A 15637-nucleotide genomic window follows, 5' to 3' on the forward strand; every position below is an offset into this window, starting at 1 on the left:
TATCAAACACTGAAAACTGCGAATTACCTAGCGGTTAGGGGGGCAAAAACAGGCCCGGTAGTGAACTTTACTGTGGGTAGGGTCTTTCACACTTAATATCGTAGCCTAATACAAAAACACCGCACGAAAACTCGTGCGGTGTAGTTTGTTTAATGTATTTGAAAAGACTTTTAAGGCAGAGTGATAAGCTACATAAACATCATCAGTAACGCGCCTACTATCATAAATAAATTTTCTGATAGTGAAACAAAGCCCAGTGGGACATTACTGCTGCCGCCGACACAAGCGCATTTTAATTCACGCTTATCTACATAAACTGCTTTGTAGACCGAAATTGCACCTACCACACCAATAAATAGCGAGAAGGGCGCCACCAACCAGGCCGAAAAGCCCGAAATCATACCAATACCGGCATAGGCTTCTACAAACGGGTAAATATAAGCGTATCGAAGATGACGCATTGCCAGTAGATCGTACGTGATAAACATATTGGTAAAGCTATGTAAGTCCTGTAACTTCTGAACAGCCAACAAAATCATGGCGAAGCCAATAAACAACATAAGCGTAGGCATAGACACTAAATCGCCAGGTAAAACCATGCCTATGGCGGCAGCCAATGCAACCCCAAAAATTGCAATAACAGGGGTATAAGAGGTCCCTTGTTGCCCGGCTTCGCCTTTACCAAAAAATTCACGCAGGTCGTCATACCCGCCCACACGTTCCCCATCAATAAAGGTTTGCGGGGTGGTATCTACCTGGTGTTTTTCTTTAAAAGCATCTATCTCTTCACGCGACCTAAGATAATGATCTTCTATTTCATATCCCTGACGCTCTAACAAATCTTTTGAACGTAGCCCAAACGGACAAATATGTTCATCGGTCATCATACGGTACAAAACGGCGTGCTTGCTCATGGTCCACTCCTTTTGTTTATAAGAGGCAACTGTGTAAATACGTATCAAATTTTTGCTAAATTTGAAAAAGTCTCACAGTAATCGGGTGACTTATCTGATTTGTACATAGTTAAAGCAAATCATGTTCCTGACAGAAGCATCCGGGCTATTAACTTTAAGCGAACGTATTTGGATAACGGTTTCAAAGCTGAAATAGAGAGGGATCGCAAAACTGAAGTTTCAGGAAAAGTACAAAAAAAGAGAGGGTGAAAGCAAACGTAAAAAAGGATAAATAGCTGCTACCCAAGGTGAGGATAGCAGCATAGAAAAAATATATCAGGCAGCCCGATGATCGAGAAATTCTTCGTAGGTACCTTCAAAATTATGAATTTGCTGGTCTTTTATTTCAATTATCTGAGTGGCAAGTGATGAAACAAATTCACGGTCATGGCTCACAAAGATTACGGTGCCGTCAAAGTTCAGCATGGCGTTGTTTAACGCTTCGATAGATTCCATATCCAGGTGGTTTGTAGGTTCATCCATAACCAAAACATTGATATCCTGAAGCATAAGCTTACCAAACAACAGGCGGTTTTTTTCGCCCCCTGAACACACCTTCACTTTTTTATTGAAGTCATCAGAACCAAACAACAAACGACCCAGCATCGCTTTTACCTGTAGATCATCATGCTTGGGACCGCGCCACTGTGACATCCAGTCAAATAAGGTCATATCACTGCTAAAGTGAGCACTGCTATCTTGGGGAATATAACCCACGGCGGCATTTTCGGCCCACTTTACCACCCCTTCATTCGCCGGCAGTTCGTTAATAAGGCATTTTAATAGCGTCGTTTTACCGGCGCCGTTTTCACCAATAATTGCAAGTCGTGAACCGGCTTCCAGTAACAGGTTTGCATCATCAAAAAGAGGCAAGTCTGGATACCCATGACCCAACCCTTCTAAGGTAATAGCCAGGCGGTGTAATTTTTTATGCTGTTTAAACTGAATATAAGGTTTGCGGCGACTCGACGCTTTGATATCGGTCAACTCTATTTTCTCAAGCCTACGAGCACGGGATGTGGCTTGTTTAGCTTTTGAGGCATTAGCAGAAAAGCGTGCGACAAAGCCTTGCAGCTCTTCAATTTCAGCTGACTTTTTGGCATTGTCACTGTGTAGCTGCTCCTGCACCAGGGCTGCGGCTTCAGAATACGCATCGTAGTTGCCCGGATATATCCGCAACTCGCCATAATCGATATCAGCCATATGGGTGCAGACCGAGTTTAAAAAGTGACGGTCGTGGGAAATGATGATCATAGTTGATTTACGCTTGTTCAGCTCTTCAGCCAACCAGTGAATAGTGTAAATATCCAGGTTATTGGTAGGCTCATCCAGTAACAGGATGTCAGGCTCAGCAAACAAAGCCTGCGCCAGTAAAACCCGAACTTTTCGGCCGGGCGCGACTTCTTTCATCAAACCGAAATGGTACGACTCCTCAATGCCAGCAGCATTGAGGATATCACCCGCGCGGGCTTCGGCGGTATAACCATCCATTTCAGCAAACTGAGTTTCAAGATCGGCGACTCGCATGCCATCTTCTTCGGTCATTTCAGGATTGCTATAGATAGCATCGCGTTCCTGTTTAATTTCCCACAGTTCGCGATCGCCCATGATGACCGTATCCACGACGCTCATTTCTTCAAACGCAAACTGGTCCTGACTCAAAATACCCAGCTTTGTACCCGGCGCAAAAGACACATTGCCTGCCGAAGGAGTAAGTTCGCCGCTCAAAATTTTCATAAAGGTCGATTTGCCTGAGCCGTTAGCTCCAATCAAACCGTAACGGTTACCGTTTCCGAATTTAGCAGAAATATTTTCAAACAATGGCTCAGAGCCAAATTGCATTGTGATGTTGGCAGTGGTAATCAAATCAGGTATCCAGAGGGTAATATCAGAAGAAAAAAACAGGCTCTATGCCAGAGCCGAGGGCGCGCAATATAAAGAATCGCGCCCGCTATGTCGAGGAAATTTTAACCATCATTAAAAAAATTGCTACCCAATAATTTAAAAAATACAGTTATGATGTTGATATAAAAGAATAATTGTATGAAAGGGAAAGCGGTAGGGTTGTTTTTGCAGTGTGTTACCAAAAGTGCAATTTTAACCAGGCACGCCAGCGACGAAGCCAGTAGTGGGTTGGCTGAGACTCACCAGACGAATAAGTTAACCGGTAGCCGGTTTTAGTAATCGCTTCGATATGCCATATATGCGAGCCAGGCAGACATTTGAGCTCTTTTTTTAGTCGATATACCACATGATTAATAAGATCTTCGCTAACCACATTATGTCGCCAAATAATATTGCGTATATGGTCACGGGTAACCACGGCATGAGGGTGTTCTAACAGCAAGGCTAACAGCGCCGCACATTGAGGCGACAATATTTTGGTGTTTCCCTGAGCATTCCTTACCGTATGGGTACTTGCGTCGTAGCGTAAGAAAGTAGAGGAACTCATAGCACAGCCTCCTCGAACGGGATTATATAAAGAGAATAGCATATAAGGGGGCGTCCAGACGGTCATCAGACCCGTTAACCAAACCAGTTATCGTTAACTAATGAAATGCCAATGAAATATAAATTGATCGCTTCTTTCATAACAATGTCATGCAAGTTTCAGTGGATTGTCAGGGTCTTTATTTATTGAGGGTATAGACTTAGTGGCGCTACACAGAAGTAGAAGTAGAAGTAGAAGCAGCATAATTTTGCTTATATCAAATAAAACCGAAGGAAATGTCATGAATAAATTCAAAGCTATACCTTTTGGTCTTACGTTTGTGGCGATGTCTGCGGGTGTTAGTACCGCATTGGCCAACAGCTACCCCCAAGAAATAGAAAAAGATTTAATTTCAGTTTGTCGGCACGCGGCTGAAAATAATCGTGGAAATTTACACCATGCTGTATTGCAAATGGCGCCAGGTAATAGAATTGCCGGTCCTACCTACAAAATGTTAGGCAAAGGATTAATGTGCAACGGTATGACAGTCGCTAACTTTGCCAGTTATTACGGCGCTGACGAGACACTGCGTATTTTTGAACGTTACAGCGATCCGTTAACACCTACTGTCGAAATTAAAGACCTGGAAACTGTTCGGGTAGTGCCTGACGATATTAATGCGGTAATGGTGGCCGCGAAATAGCAACTCGCTATGCGGTTGCGATAACACCCATGGAGTAACCAATAGACAAAACGATTCAGCAAGCTTGATTTTAATTCTGGGAAAAGCTTTCAATATGAGTAGAAAGCCTGACTTCATCAGATAGCATAAATTGCACCCAAAAGCTGGAATTTCAAAGGTTGTAAGCACAAATAGTTAAAAAGCATGTGACCCTGCCTTTGCAATACCCTGAATCAATATAATGGCGAAATAGTCGGTTATCGCAATCTTCTTTTCTGTAGAACAACGCGGGTATCAGCCCTGACTACGTAATTGTTCATCCCCAGGCGGATTTGTTGGCAACAGCCAGCAAATTCGCTTTTCTCAAAGTGCCCCAGCTCGTCTAAAACCCTTTCTTAGATAAAACTGAACCACTGTTCAGTATCGATAAAGCTTCAGTCTTTGTATTGTAAATCGGCAGGACAAACCTGCCTTAAAAAGGAGCTTATGATGAAAGAAATAGATAACAAGGATTTGGAAAATATCAGCGGGGGGCGCCGCTAGCATACGGTATAGCTGGAGCCTATGCCTATGAAGCTGTGGGTGGCAAAGCCGGCCTCGACCGGTATTTTTCCAATGGCTGGGCATCCACCAAGTCTTCCTTACGTTACTGTTATCGAAAACTAAACTGATAATAAGGGGCCTGCCCCAGGGCTGGCTTTAAAAGCATGGTAAGAATATTTTACTTTTTAAATACTGTAGTGGCCTATGCCCTGTTTTGCTGGCAAGAGGAAGCCGCGCCGGCTTATTGGTTTGCGCAGAATCTACCTAGTTTTTTAAGTGTATTTATAGGGGGATCACTGCTGGCAATGTGGCAGGGAAACTATGATGAATACGGTTTTGTGTATTACCTAATTGGCGCCTGTTTGTATGAGGTTATGCAAATTTATATTCCTGAACGCACGTTTGACTGGTGGGATATTTTCGCCATTCTAATTGGCGGTCTGTTGTATTATGGCCTTGCCAAAGCGGTGAAAAAGAGCAAAGTAGTTTTGAAAATCTGGACCGGTAAATTTCTAAGATTTTATTTACCTTAATGTTATCCAAAGAACAGCCACGGCAGCTAACGGGACTCTGTTATTACCTTTGGTATATAGCTACTCCAAAGCTTTAATCAACTGTTTTCACCAGGCTGACGCACAACAGTTGTTTAAAGCTTTAAGCGCTTACAGCACCAATTCAGCATTATCTTTTTGCATTAGCCTGCCTGCAAGTATCGATCAGCCATGCGCCGATAACTTTAGAACGAGTTGACATTTATGTAACTACTAATACAATCATTTGTACAATTAGTTGTATATTTGGAGTGTAGGATGGGAAAGCCCTTTTTTTACGAGTTAGAGACTTGCAATGCATTTCTGGCCAATATGACCAGCAGGCTAAGTAAAATGATCAACGATGATTTTACGGAAGTCTTAAAGAATGCCGCTATTGTCACTCCTGTGACGGATGTTTCTCTGATCATTTTTTTAGGGCAGGCTAAAAGGCCCTCCATTGCTGAGGTTGCTGAAGCCCTTAGCTATTCGCATCAACGCACGGCTTCCAGAGCCAGTGCATTAGAAAAGCTGAGTCTTATTAAAAGACACCCCGACAAGGATGACGCAAGATGCCAACGTCTTTCTTTAACAACGTTAGGCCTTGAAGATTTAAGTAAATTGGAGCGTGTAACAACAGGCGTGGCTAATGTGATTAGTGATATATCCCAAGAGAAAAACATTCCGTTGATGAAAGTATTATTTGAGCTTTGCGAATCTATAGATAAAAAGCCTATTTCAAAGCGTTTGGAAAGAATTTCAACAATGCAGGAAGAGGATTAAGCAGATGAAGAATTTAATAATTGGGTTTGCCCTGATGTGGCCTCTTGCAGCGTGTTCCACAGCAAGTCAGAAAATTGCACCCTCTGCAATACAAAATGCAACTAGCGCGAACTCAATCGTATCTGTTATTGAGAATAAAGATTGGCTGCATGGCTCAGCGACTTGTGAAACCGATAAGGCAGATCCCATCGATGTTCTGAAACTAGATAATCAGACTTTTATATTAAGACAAAACAAGTGCACTACCTTCGAAGCTCCTTTTTTATACTTACTCATAGGCTCCGATAAAGCTTTGTTGTTTGACACTGGCGCGATAAGCGATGCTAGCGTTTCTCCAGTAGCCTCTGCGGTCGAAGATCTATTACAGCAATATAGCCCAAACCAAAATAGCCCAGGCCAAACATTGCCGCTCGTTGTGCTTCATTCTCACGGTCATAATGATCACACGGCGGGAGACAACCAGTTTTCCAGTACAGGCACAGTGACGATAATATCAAGCGACATTGCCCAGGCAGGCAATCAACTGGGTTTCACTGAAGGTTTCAGGGAAACAAACTTATTGTCTTTGGGAGAGCGAAAGTTAACTATTATCCCAACGCCAGGCCATCATAAAGATGCAATTTCTCTTTACGATGAGAAGTATAAACTGCTTTTGACCGGCGACACCTTGTACCCAGGACTAATTTACGTAAAGAATTGGGAAGCTTACCGGCACTCGATTAAGTTACTTTTTAATTTTAGTGAAAAAAATGAGGTTAACGCTGTACTTGGCGCTCATATTGAAATGTCAAACACGCCTTTTACTATTTATCCGGTAGGTTCGACTTTTCAGCCAAACGAAGCATCTGTGGTTTTGAAAAAGAATGACATAGACATGCTTCATAAAGCGCTACAAACCAATCCAAAAGCCAGACGGGTAGAATTTGAAAAGTTTATTGTTCAACCTATGAGCTGGCTACAGCGCACTATAAGCAATATTGCGACGCTGTTTTTTTAGCAATTTTTCTTTTGGGGCGTGGATGATTTCTGCGCGGCCTAATTTTTGCGGGGCCTAATTTTTGAGTTAAGCCACTAATTTCATTTCATTATTAGCGTTTTTGCCAAACGATCGTTGAGTTTTAAAAAATCGTGTATTTGCGTCGACTTATCAAAATGCTCAAGGCGGTTATATTAACGCGCCAGAATATGTGAGTTAGAACCGGTGAACTAAGGTTCGTGAGAGAAAGTTAAAGCCTGCAAGCTAAAGCCAGGTTACAGCTGAGTGTGAGACCTTCCATCACTACAGCGCCTGTTAAATCATCTTCAGCTGATGTTTTGCTAAGCGAACAGCAAATACAGGCTAACAGCTATAAAGTTATGCAGAGCATGCGAGAAAAACACGATTTTCCAGGCTTTATCGGGCAGACGCGGCCCCCAGGTTGTATAAAAATACGTCCAGATAAAAAAGGGCCCAATAACTACCAGTCCATGAAGGCTATCTTCAGAATGAAAATAGCCCATTACTGTGGCAAACAACAGACTACTTATTATTGGGTTAATGGTGATTCGCCGGAACATTTTGACAAACAGTACCAAAAGTCCGGTTTCAAGCGAAGGGGCTACAACTATGGTCAATAGTAACAATAAACCTGCTGGAACAGACATTAGCTCAAGAGGCTTATTATCAATATCCGTCAGCAAGCTCGCAGCAGCTAATATCAAAAGGGCGCTACCAAGGCTTAAAACGGTCATATAAACGGCAAGACAAAGAATCCCGCTTTTTTCCAGAATTTGGCAAACGCGTTGAGGCCATTTTTGCAACGGATATAGAGCTGTTAGATAACTCATTGTGCTGGTGTTCTCAGTGCTATAGCCGGTTAGTGGCCGCGTACATAAATTCTGAGTTATGGTTTAGTGTATCTGATGCCAAATAGCCTGACGAATTGCTTGCATACATAGCCGCATCGAGCAAAGTTACCCCTCGGGTGAGTACCGACCAAAAACCGCCACCATTGACTTGTGTCAGTTCGCTATCACAAAGCGCTGCCATGATATTTCCTTATAATAAAATAATGTGTTGAGATTGTTTAACCTTACAAAGACACAGCAGGCATGGCTACTGCCCAAAAGAACAGTTTACGTGGGGATATTATAAAAGTTATCGAATTTTAATGACGTGAAATGCGTTATTGGAGATTAAAAGAGTCGCTGTTCATAAGCACATCGAATGCCGCTTTTAGCCAGGCTACCGATGATACAGACGAAGCTGGCGTAGTTACCGAAAATACCGAATACAAAATGCAGACTTTCGTAAATCAGTAAGACCTCGTATACAGAACGCATTCATCCTATGAAGCTAGCTTCATAAAGTTGAGATATACGCTTCACCAAAAAAATGAAAGACCAATCAGGCGATATTTGCCGAGATAAAAAAGTAAACTGGCAGGTACAATAAATTTAAAACGGTGGCGTAAAAGTGAAAAAATATGCTGAAAAGCTTGTAGATACTGGAAGTTAGTGAGAAATGGTGGCCCCTCCCAGACTCGAACTTTTATGTGGTAAAAATCTATTGAATAAAACCAACTGTATGTAGCTAGTGTATTAACACCAGCCCTAGGATAATGGTGTGTGGCTATTTAATCGTAATATTTCCATTCATTTTAAATACGATGTCTACTTCCATATTTAATTTGGCCGATAGGCTCTAGGCGTCTCGCTTTAATCAATCATGCGCTGGCGCTTTAACGTAGTTGCACCAGTCATAAGGCAACACCTTGTTCTATTTCAACCAATTTTGGAATGTACTTTAAAAATAATTCCGAAAATCATTTGGAATATTTGTTTTTTGGATCAATAATGCATTTATGTATGTTAGAGGTAGTTCGTATTGCAAGTCATCAGGCAGGACAGATTAGCTGATTTCTCTGAAAGGTATGCTGAAAAACGCATTGCCTTGCAGTGCTGGTTGGCTGAAGTCAAAGAAGCGAGCTGGTGTTGTGCTGATGATGTTTTAAAAGATTACAAGGGGGCAAAAGTCTCAGACGCTAATGAAGTAACTTTCGTTGTGGGTCGTGGGACGGTCGAAGTGGTAACCAAAGCCATTTTTAGAAAGAACATTTTACGAATTGACGAGATTGGATTGTCAGTTTAACCAGAAAAGGATTTCACAGGGGCTGGCGGATGAGACATGAATATTAAAATTATCAGAAATAGTGAAGAGTATAGAAAAGCAACTGATTATCTGGACGATTTGTTGTCGTCGGGAGATCAAGACAATGACGACTTAATTGACATCATGACCCTGCTTATCTCTAACTATGAGAAAGAGCATTTTGATATTGGTTTGCCTGATCCTGTATCTGCCATTGAGCATCGCATGGACCAACAGGGATTAAGCAGAAAGGACCTGATCCAATATATGGGTAGTCAGAGTCGCGTCTCAGAAGTAATGAATGGTAAGGCTTCTTTGAGTCTATCTATGATCAAAAACCTTCACGAGGGGCTGGGTATTTCATATGAAGTCCTTATGCAAGATCAGAAGCTTGAACCAGACCTGCGGAAGGTTAACTACGAAGATTACCCGATTACAGCAATGTTCAAGAAAGGCTTTTTCCCCAAGGCGATAAAATCAGCCTCAGATGCAAAAGCCAAAGCTGAAGAGCTGATCCGAGACATGTTTGAGGCGGTAAATCTAACACCTTTCGTAATGTCAGGAGCTGGGACAGCCGCACCACATTTGCGAAGCGCAGCTCACACAACCAACAAGCGTATGGATAGTCTTGCATTGCAAGCGTGGCAGGCGAAGGTTCTGCACAAGACACTTGATAAGAAGTTACCAAAATGTCAGTTGGATTCAATTGATTTGCCATTTTTGAGAGAGACACTGAAGCTGTCTCGATTGGAGAACGGCCCGTTGTTAGCAAAAGAAGAGCTTGCGAATAACGGAATTCACCTTGTGTTCCAAGAGCATCTGCCTAAAACGTACTTAGATGGTGCGGCCATGTGGGGCGTTGATAGTAACCCGGTAATTGGGATGACGATTCGGTATGACCGACTGGATAATTTCTGGTTTGTTTTGATGCATGAGCTTGCCCACGTTTCTCGTCACCTTAAGGATTCCAAAGAAGCCTATTTTGACGATATTGATGGCGTCAAAGACAGTCGAGATGATAAAGAAGATGAAGCAGATCAGATGGCTTTAGATGCGCTTGTGAAAAAATCTGAGTGGGAAAAATATTGTGCATTACTCACTACTCCCGATAGCGTCCTGAATCTTGCAAGAACATTGAAAGTAAGCCCTGCGGTAATTGCAGGCAGGTACAGAAAAGAAGTAGGTGACTACAGAATTTACAACAGACTTATAGGAAGTAAAGAAGTAAGGAAAATGGTATTTCCATAGGCGGGTATGGTGCTGCTCAAACAGTGCGCCAACACTGTTTGAGCGGGAAAGTTGCCCGAAACCCAGCGAGGTGGACTCAGGAAGTTTCCTTGAATGCACGGCTAATTTAGTCGAAATCTCGAAAACTTTCAACCATCGCCTCCTAGATAACATTAAGGAGTGCGCTAATGGCTTCTAAGAACAAGTTGAAAGTTCCGAAAGGAATGAAGCTGATTTTTAGACCCTATCGCAAAGATCCTAAGTCTGGTCAGATGCTCTATGCGAGAAATCATGGCCTTAAGGCTTGGCCGATCCTTGTGCCCATAGAGTCGGCTTAAAAATCAGTAAGAGAGTCGGGTCTCAATGGGACCCGGCGTTTTAAATATTATTTTTTCGAGATTAAGAACATGGCTAATCGTAAACAGTCGTCATTAAAATTGGCTTCTCAAGCCTCATCCATTCTGTCTGACAAGAGTTCTTCTCAGATCCAGAAATCGCTTGCTGCTTCCGTTTTGAGTCAAACAAAGACTACGCATCAAACTGGTGCGGCGATGGAATCAAAGGCATCGAGTGTCTTGCAAAGTGATAAGTATAGTGAGGAGACGAAGTCTTTGGCAGCATCTGTGTTATCACAGTCCAACAAGGCGCGATAACCCTAAGGGCAGTATTTTCTGCCCTTCTATTTTCAATTAATTCACAACTGCATGCCGATTGGCTAGTGGCATGCTAATTTCATTTGCTCTTCCGAATTTATTCCCACTTCCCACAATTGATTTCTTGCAATCATCGTCACTTTTGACGATACTAAAACTTGTACTAGTTAATAAAAGCAAACAACAGCGTTCATGTATCCGGGTGGTAAAGGTAAGACGTATCAGCAGCTAATCAATCTCATGCCGGTTCACAAAACATATATTGAGCCATTTTTGGGCGCGGGGGCCGTTCTAAGAAACAAGCGCCCGGCTACGCTCAACATAGGCAATGACCTCGATGCGACTTGCATCGAGGGGGTAAAACATCTACATTACGCCGCTTTTTTTAACATAGATGCGTTGGAATTATTGCAAGGGCAAAGTTTATGCGAGAACACTCTCGTTTATTGCGATCCCCCATACCTCCACCAAACGCGTCGCAAGAAAAAGATCTATCGCTTCGAATATTCTGACTCACAGCACGAAGCATTGCTCGACTTTCTTACAAAACAGAATTGTAAGGTCATGATTAGTGGATATTTAAGTGACCTATATGAAGATTATTTGAATAGTTGGAACTTCCATAGTTTCAGTAGTCAGACCCAAGCTGGAATACGTGAAGAATGTGTTTGGTTTAACTATGGAAAACCGACAACACTTCATGATCCAAGATTCATGGGACATAGCTTTCGCGAAAGGCAAACGATCAAAAGAAGGCAAGATCGTCTTAAGCAAAAGTTTCGTCAAATGAATCCAATAGAACGGTCTGCGATGATGGAGTGGCTGAACAGTGAGTTCCCTTTACACAAAGGTGAACAAAATTTATGAACCATCAACGCGCATATCTTACGGTAGGGAAAAGCCTCATCCATTTTGACATTCCTCATGAGCATTCAGAGGTCGTACCGGGTGTGAAATGGGGCAAAATAGTAGCGTTTCCTACCGTTGCGTACTGGCTATATACCGTACTCTCCAAACGATTAGATAACACCAATATCCTATACAAACTGGGGCGTTCACTCCATGAAGAAGTCGGTGCATGTTTGCTCGGTGGCCACGGGATACCGGCTGCAATTGGGCTTGCCGCTTACGAGCAGTTGAAGTATCACGGTGCCTTTTCTGGCGTTGCTCATTCGGAAGAACAGTTACTTGAATGGTTATCACAACCAATTCATTTAAATGGGAAGGACATTAAATATCGATTTGCAAAGCAAAAAGCGGCTTACCTACATCATGCGCTTAAGAGACTGAGTGAAGAAACACCTCCAACGGAGAGTGGAATGGCGCTGCGTAACTGGCTTACTGAAATCAAAGGTATCGGCCTCAAGACTGCCTCATGGATCGCAAGAAATTGGTTGGATGCTGATGATGTAGCTATTTTGGATATCCATATATATCGCGCAGGACTGCTTGGTGGATTTTTTGATGATCATCTCACTGTCGAGAAGGACTATCTTGCTTTAGAGCAAAGGTTTATTGAGCTTGCCCAAGCAATGGAGGTTCGTACTTCTGAGCTTGACGCTGTCATGTGGTATGAAATGCAGCAAAGCACATCTGTTAAGAGATTACTTGAATACAGAGAACAGCTTAAGAATGGCCTAGTCGATAGTGGTACTGTTATCAAGAGAGTCCCCAAGAAACGCAAGGCCGACACCGAGCAACTCGCGCTTATCTGATAACTTCGAAGCTTCAGATTCACCCATTATTCCAAGCTGACAGTAACTAAGTCCCAACGCCTGCGCGACAAGCGCATGCGTTGCACTTATTCCACCGGATTGGCGGTATGCCAGTGACTGTGGGTTCTTGTATTTGCACTTCAATGATTCGAGGTCTGCAACATTCCAAATAATCCATGCAGTGTCTGTAGCCGGTATTAATTCATGGCACATATGTGCGATAAAGCCATCACAATCAATGTCATTTCCCAGAAAGCCTAGTTCATGTTTGAGAGGATCATAGGAGTACCATCTACGATCAGAAGGCTGTCTTAGAAGTAAATGAAGTGCATTCATAGCACCGGGTGATGCGCAATTCGTATAAGTGATTTCTTGGCCTAGCTCGTTACAGTCTGTTCTCTTAATTCTGTTCGACAGATAAAGAAATGCTCCGAGTTTCGCCAAATCAAGATGAGCAAATTTTCTGGAAGATTTGCGAGATTCCAAGACATCTAAAAAGCTTGTATTGACAGATTTTGCTGCTATCAGTTTGATTCGTTCCGTTGTAGTAAACCTGAAGGGAACATAGGGAAGAATATGCTCTCTTAGTGACGGCTCTCCGATATACACTTACAGAACCTCTAAATCATCAAGTGTATTTTGATGTTTGTTACAGCCCCTGCATTCGAAACAGGGCAAGTTGGCTTTGTGGCATGAGTGTGTCATTGCAAGCAATTGAGGCGGTAGCTTGGCAATCTTGATTAAATCTGAGGCACTGTACTTGATACCGGGTGCTGTGATTATCAAGCCACCCTCCTGAAACGAGATCAAAGCACTGATCCTGTCTATAAACTCCGGTGATCCGTCTTTGTGATAGCTGTCTGAAGCCACTGTTCCAATGATGAGTTCTTTGCAACCCTGTGTTAGAGCCTTTGTTGCAGCAAGTGTTATCAGAAGCTGGTTGCGGTATGGCCACCAATCGCTTTCTGCACCAACCTCCAGCTTGCCTTTGCCCGCTAGGTCTCCACTTCCCAAAGACGAGCAATCAATATTAATCTCGATAAGTTTTATGTTTAGTTCGCGACAGATTTTACGTGACGCTTCTCGTTCGGCTTTTGCTGGCAATTGTCCGTAATTTATGTTGAAAGCGATATCAGGCTGTTCTAAATATGCCAGAGTCGTTGAATCCATTCCGCCAGATAGCAATATTCCTTTCATTTCAAGCACTCACATCCATGAAACTCTGTAGATAGACGTTGCGAAATCTCTTTCAATTAAACAGCCAGTTCCTTCGTACATTTTAAGATGTTCATCAGAGCTTTTTTCACTGTAAATTACAACTGGCTTTTTGGCTTTAATTGCATAGCCGATTTCGAACAACGTGCCGGGGTCGTGATCATCAAACAATGCGTAAAGCACATCACACTCTTCGATTGCTTTAACGTCCTCTGGTGCGACTTCTTCAGCAGGACCTATTCCCAGTTCATGATATGGGCTGAAGACATCCATTCCAGCCGCTTCTAAGCAGGCTTTACACTGGTTGATTAACCACATTTGCCCCATATTGAAAAACGGCCCCGCTAAGTAAACTTTCTTCCTTTTAATTTCGCCATCGAATTGATGTGGTAAAAGTGTATCGACAAAGCTGGCTATGTTGTTGTCTGCTGTCATCGTGCCTTTTTCTACGTAAAAAGCTGTGGCAGCACTTGCCATTTTGGTTGATTCAATAACATCTAGTCCACGTGCATAGTGGTAATGAGTGAACGCAGCTACAAAAGAATCGCCTGAGCCGATAGGGCTGACTTTATGGGTTTGATAAGCAGGCACCCATTCTGAGCGTTCATGATCACAGTAAACGAAGGCTCCTTTGGGACCACATTTTACTATAACAGCGCGGGTTGCCTCATAGTTCGATAGCCAATTAACCATCTCCTCAATGCTTTCTTCACCTTCTGCATTATACCGTTTGAACAGGAGAGTGAGTTCTCGGCGATTGAGTACGTATATTAGGTTCTCAGCTTTCGCACCTTTTTCAGTATACAGATGAGGGCAATGCGTATTCTGTGGATCATAAATAACATTTTTCGCCGACAAAATAGGTGTTTTTTCATACATACCAAAGAGTAGTGCATGCTCAATATTTGGGCTGTCTACTTCGAACAGTGGGAGTTCTGTGAAATGCGCAGCATTCGGGTAAATAATTGGAGTCGCTAGGGGATGGTCGTACAGAAACTCAGTGGTATGTTCGGCTGGACGGTTAGTTACCTTACAACCAGTAAATGCAAAAGACTCCGCAATTTTACTTTCATCACTCTGGGCAAATGAGGATATCAATTCTACTGAAGTATGCTTTGATAATTGGACGATACAAAGTGCAGCACGACCAGCGGAACCTAGTAAACTTACTCGCTTCGGCCACGCACAGTACTCACGATATACGCCGCCCATTATGGTGATATTCATGAATGTCCCTATTCATTTGGTTGAACAAAAATACGAACAACGCCAAACTCAATAGACCGAACTAAGCCAACAAAAGGAAACCCTTTTTCCAAGCAAGCTTTGAGACGGGCACCATCTCTGCCGATTCCGCCCAAAATCCTATCTCCGAAGAAAACTGCCACAGTCTCTACACCGTTTTCTTGGATAAGACCGATATCAACTACAAAGTCTACGCCAATGTCATCCAAAACATCTGGATCTACATTGGATACTTGCGTTTCAAATCTCAATTTGCTGCAAATATCATCATTTACAACACCGCCACCATTGCTTGGTGGAGTATATCTACCGCTATCTCCAGACATAATCACTCCCTTTTATTATATTTAAATAAGCGCTATGCCATTGAACGCAACAGCTAGTGTGTTGTCAACCTTTCCTTACCCACATTTTGTTTGGATACAAGTACACTCAATTTACTTTCGAAAGAAATAAAGTAGCTCGAATGTCTGATTGCAGTCCCGCCATCAGGGAGTTTGTTGCCTAATCTGAACGCGTGTTTATATCGG

18 protein-coding genes are annotated in these 15637 nt (G+C 42.7%); 10 read left to right on the forward strand and 8 right to left on the reverse strand.

Annotated features, from left to right (window positions below):
• Positions 1 to 188: 188 nt before the first annotated feature.
• The 3 genes from JK130_RS14580 to JK130_RS14590 all read right to left on the reverse strand — a co-directional run bounded on the left by JK130_RS14580 (position 189) and on the right by JK130_RS14590 (position 3405).
• On the reverse strand, positions 189 to 914 hold the full coding sequence (locus JK130_RS14580; protein WP_218355063.1) for a MauE/DoxX family redox-associated membrane protein: 726 nt from the start codon (positions 912 to 914) through the stop codon (positions 189 to 191).
• Between the two features lie 315 nt (positions 915 to 1229).
• Positions 1230 to 2819, reverse strand: coding sequence for an ABC-F family ATPase (locus JK130_RS14585; RefSeq protein ID WP_218355064.1), 1590 nt, complete (start codon positions 2817 to 2819; stop codon positions 1230 to 1232).
• A gap of 214 nt (positions 2820 to 3033) precedes the next feature.
• Positions 3034 to 3405, reverse strand: a complete 372-nt coding sequence (locus JK130_RS14590; RefSeq protein WP_218355065.1) for a winged helix-turn-helix domain-containing protein — start codon at positions 3403 to 3405, stop codon at positions 3034 to 3036.
• A gap of 280 nt (positions 3406 to 3685) precedes the next feature.
• Here JK130_RS14590 and JK130_RS14595 point away from each other — a divergent pair, with 280 nt between their 5' ends.
• The 5 genes from JK130_RS14595 (at position 3686) to JK130_RS14615 (ending at position 6919) form a co-directional block, all read left to right on the forward strand.
• Positions 3686 to 4087, forward strand: a complete 402-nt coding sequence (locus tag JK130_RS14595; RefSeq protein ID WP_218355066.1) for a DUF3718 domain-containing protein — start codon at positions 3686 to 3688, stop codon at positions 4085 to 4087.
• 468 nt (positions 4088 to 4555) lie between these two features.
• Positions 4556 to 4609, forward strand: coding sequence for a bacteriocin (locus tag JK130_RS16855; protein WP_425514619.1), 54 nt, complete (start codon positions 4556 to 4558; stop codon positions 4607 to 4609).
• Between the two features lie 164 nt (positions 4610 to 4773).
• On the forward strand, positions 4774 to 5142 hold the full coding sequence (locus tag JK130_RS14605) for a hypothetical protein (RefSeq protein WP_218355068.1): 369 nt from the start codon (positions 4774 to 4776) through the stop codon (positions 5140 to 5142).
• 276 nt (positions 5143 to 5418) lie between these two features.
• Positions 5419 to 5922 carry a MarR family winged helix-turn-helix transcriptional regulator gene (locus JK130_RS14610; protein WP_218355069.1) on the forward strand — a complete coding sequence of 168 codons (504 nt, stop codon included), beginning with the start codon at positions 5419 to 5421 and terminating at the stop codon, positions 5920 to 5922.
• A gap of 4 nt (positions 5923 to 5926) precedes the next feature.
• Positions 5927 to 6919 carry an MBL fold metallo-hydrolase gene (locus JK130_RS14615; protein ID WP_218355070.1) on the forward strand — a complete coding sequence of 331 codons (993 nt, stop codon included), beginning with the start codon at positions 5927 to 5929 and terminating at the stop codon, positions 6917 to 6919.
• A 320-nt stretch (positions 6920 to 7239) separates the two neighbouring features.
• Here JK130_RS14615 and JK130_RS14620 read toward each other — a convergent pair whose 3' ends face one another.
• Positions 7240 to 7749: a hypothetical protein gene (locus tag JK130_RS14620; RefSeq protein WP_218355071.1), complete on the reverse strand. Its 510-nt coding sequence runs from the start codon at positions 7747 to 7749 to the stop codon at positions 7240 to 7242.
• Between the two features lie 19 nt (positions 7750 to 7768).
• The gene (locus JK130_RS14625) at positions 7769 to 7951 is read right to left on the reverse strand and encodes a hypothetical protein (protein WP_218355072.1); all 183 of its coding nucleotides are present in this window, start codon (positions 7949 to 7951) and stop codon (positions 7769 to 7771) included.
• Positions 7952 to 8082: 131 nt separating this feature from the next.
• Here JK130_RS14625 and JK130_RS14630 point away from each other — a divergent pair, with 131 nt between their 5' ends.
• The 5 genes from JK130_RS14630 to JK130_RS14650 all read left to right on the forward strand — a co-directional run bounded on the left by JK130_RS14630 (position 8083) and on the right by JK130_RS14650 (position 12647).
• Positions 8083 to 8223 carry a hypothetical protein gene (locus JK130_RS14630; RefSeq protein WP_218355073.1) on the forward strand — a complete coding sequence of 47 codons (141 nt, stop codon included), beginning with the start codon at positions 8083 to 8085 and terminating at the stop codon, positions 8221 to 8223.
• A 565-nt stretch (positions 8224 to 8788) separates the two neighbouring features.
• Positions 8789 to 9052 carry a type II toxin-antitoxin system HigB family toxin gene (locus JK130_RS14635; RefSeq protein ID WP_218355074.1) on the forward strand — a complete coding sequence of 88 codons (264 nt, stop codon included), beginning with the start codon at positions 8789 to 8791 and terminating at the stop codon, positions 9050 to 9052.
• 36 nt (positions 9053 to 9088) lie between these two features.
• Complete coding sequence (locus JK130_RS14640) at positions 9089 to 10300, forward strand: helix-turn-helix domain-containing protein (protein WP_218355075.1); 1212 nt, start codon at positions 9089 to 9091, stop codon at positions 10298 to 10300.
• A gap of 824 nt (positions 10301 to 11124) precedes the next feature.
• The gene (locus JK130_RS14645; protein WP_218355076.1) at positions 11125 to 11799 is read left to right on the forward strand and encodes a DNA adenine methylase; all 675 of its coding nucleotides are present in this window, start codon (positions 11125 to 11127) and stop codon (positions 11797 to 11799) included.
• Complete coding sequence (locus JK130_RS14650) at positions 11796 to 12647, forward strand: 8-oxoguanine DNA glycosylase (RefSeq protein WP_218355077.1); 852 nt, start codon at positions 11796 to 11798, stop codon at positions 12645 to 12647. Before JK130_RS14645 ends, JK130_RS14650 begins: the two co-directional genes overlap by 4 nt.
• Before the next feature lie 609 nt (positions 12648 to 13256).
• Here the strand turns inward: JK130_RS14650 and JK130_RS14655 are convergent.
• From JK130_RS14655 to JK130_RS14665, 3 genes are read right to left on the reverse strand one after another with little or no spacing between them, the layout of a single operon-like run.
• Positions 13257 to 13844: a 7-cyano-7-deazaguanine synthase gene (locus JK130_RS14655; protein WP_218355106.1), complete on the reverse strand. Its 588-nt coding sequence runs from the start codon at positions 13842 to 13844 to the stop codon at positions 13257 to 13259.
• A 9-nt stretch (positions 13845 to 13853) separates the two neighbouring features.
• Positions 13854 to 15089, reverse strand: a complete 1236-nt coding sequence (locus JK130_RS14660) for a PfkB family carbohydrate kinase (RefSeq protein ID WP_218355078.1) — start codon at positions 15087 to 15089, stop codon at positions 13854 to 13856.
• An 8-nt stretch (positions 15090 to 15097) separates the two neighbouring features.
• Positions 15098 to 15433 carry a hypothetical protein gene (locus JK130_RS14665; RefSeq protein ID WP_218355079.1) on the reverse strand — a complete coding sequence of 112 codons (336 nt, stop codon included), beginning with the start codon at positions 15431 to 15433 and terminating at the stop codon, positions 15098 to 15100.
• Between the last annotated feature and the right edge of the window lie 204 nt (positions 15434 to 15637).

It is taken from the genome of Alteromonas lipotrueiana (assembly GCF_019249245.1).
Lineage (GTDB): Bacteria > Pseudomonadota > Gammaproteobacteria > Enterobacterales > Alteromonadaceae > Alteromonas > Alteromonas lipotrueiana.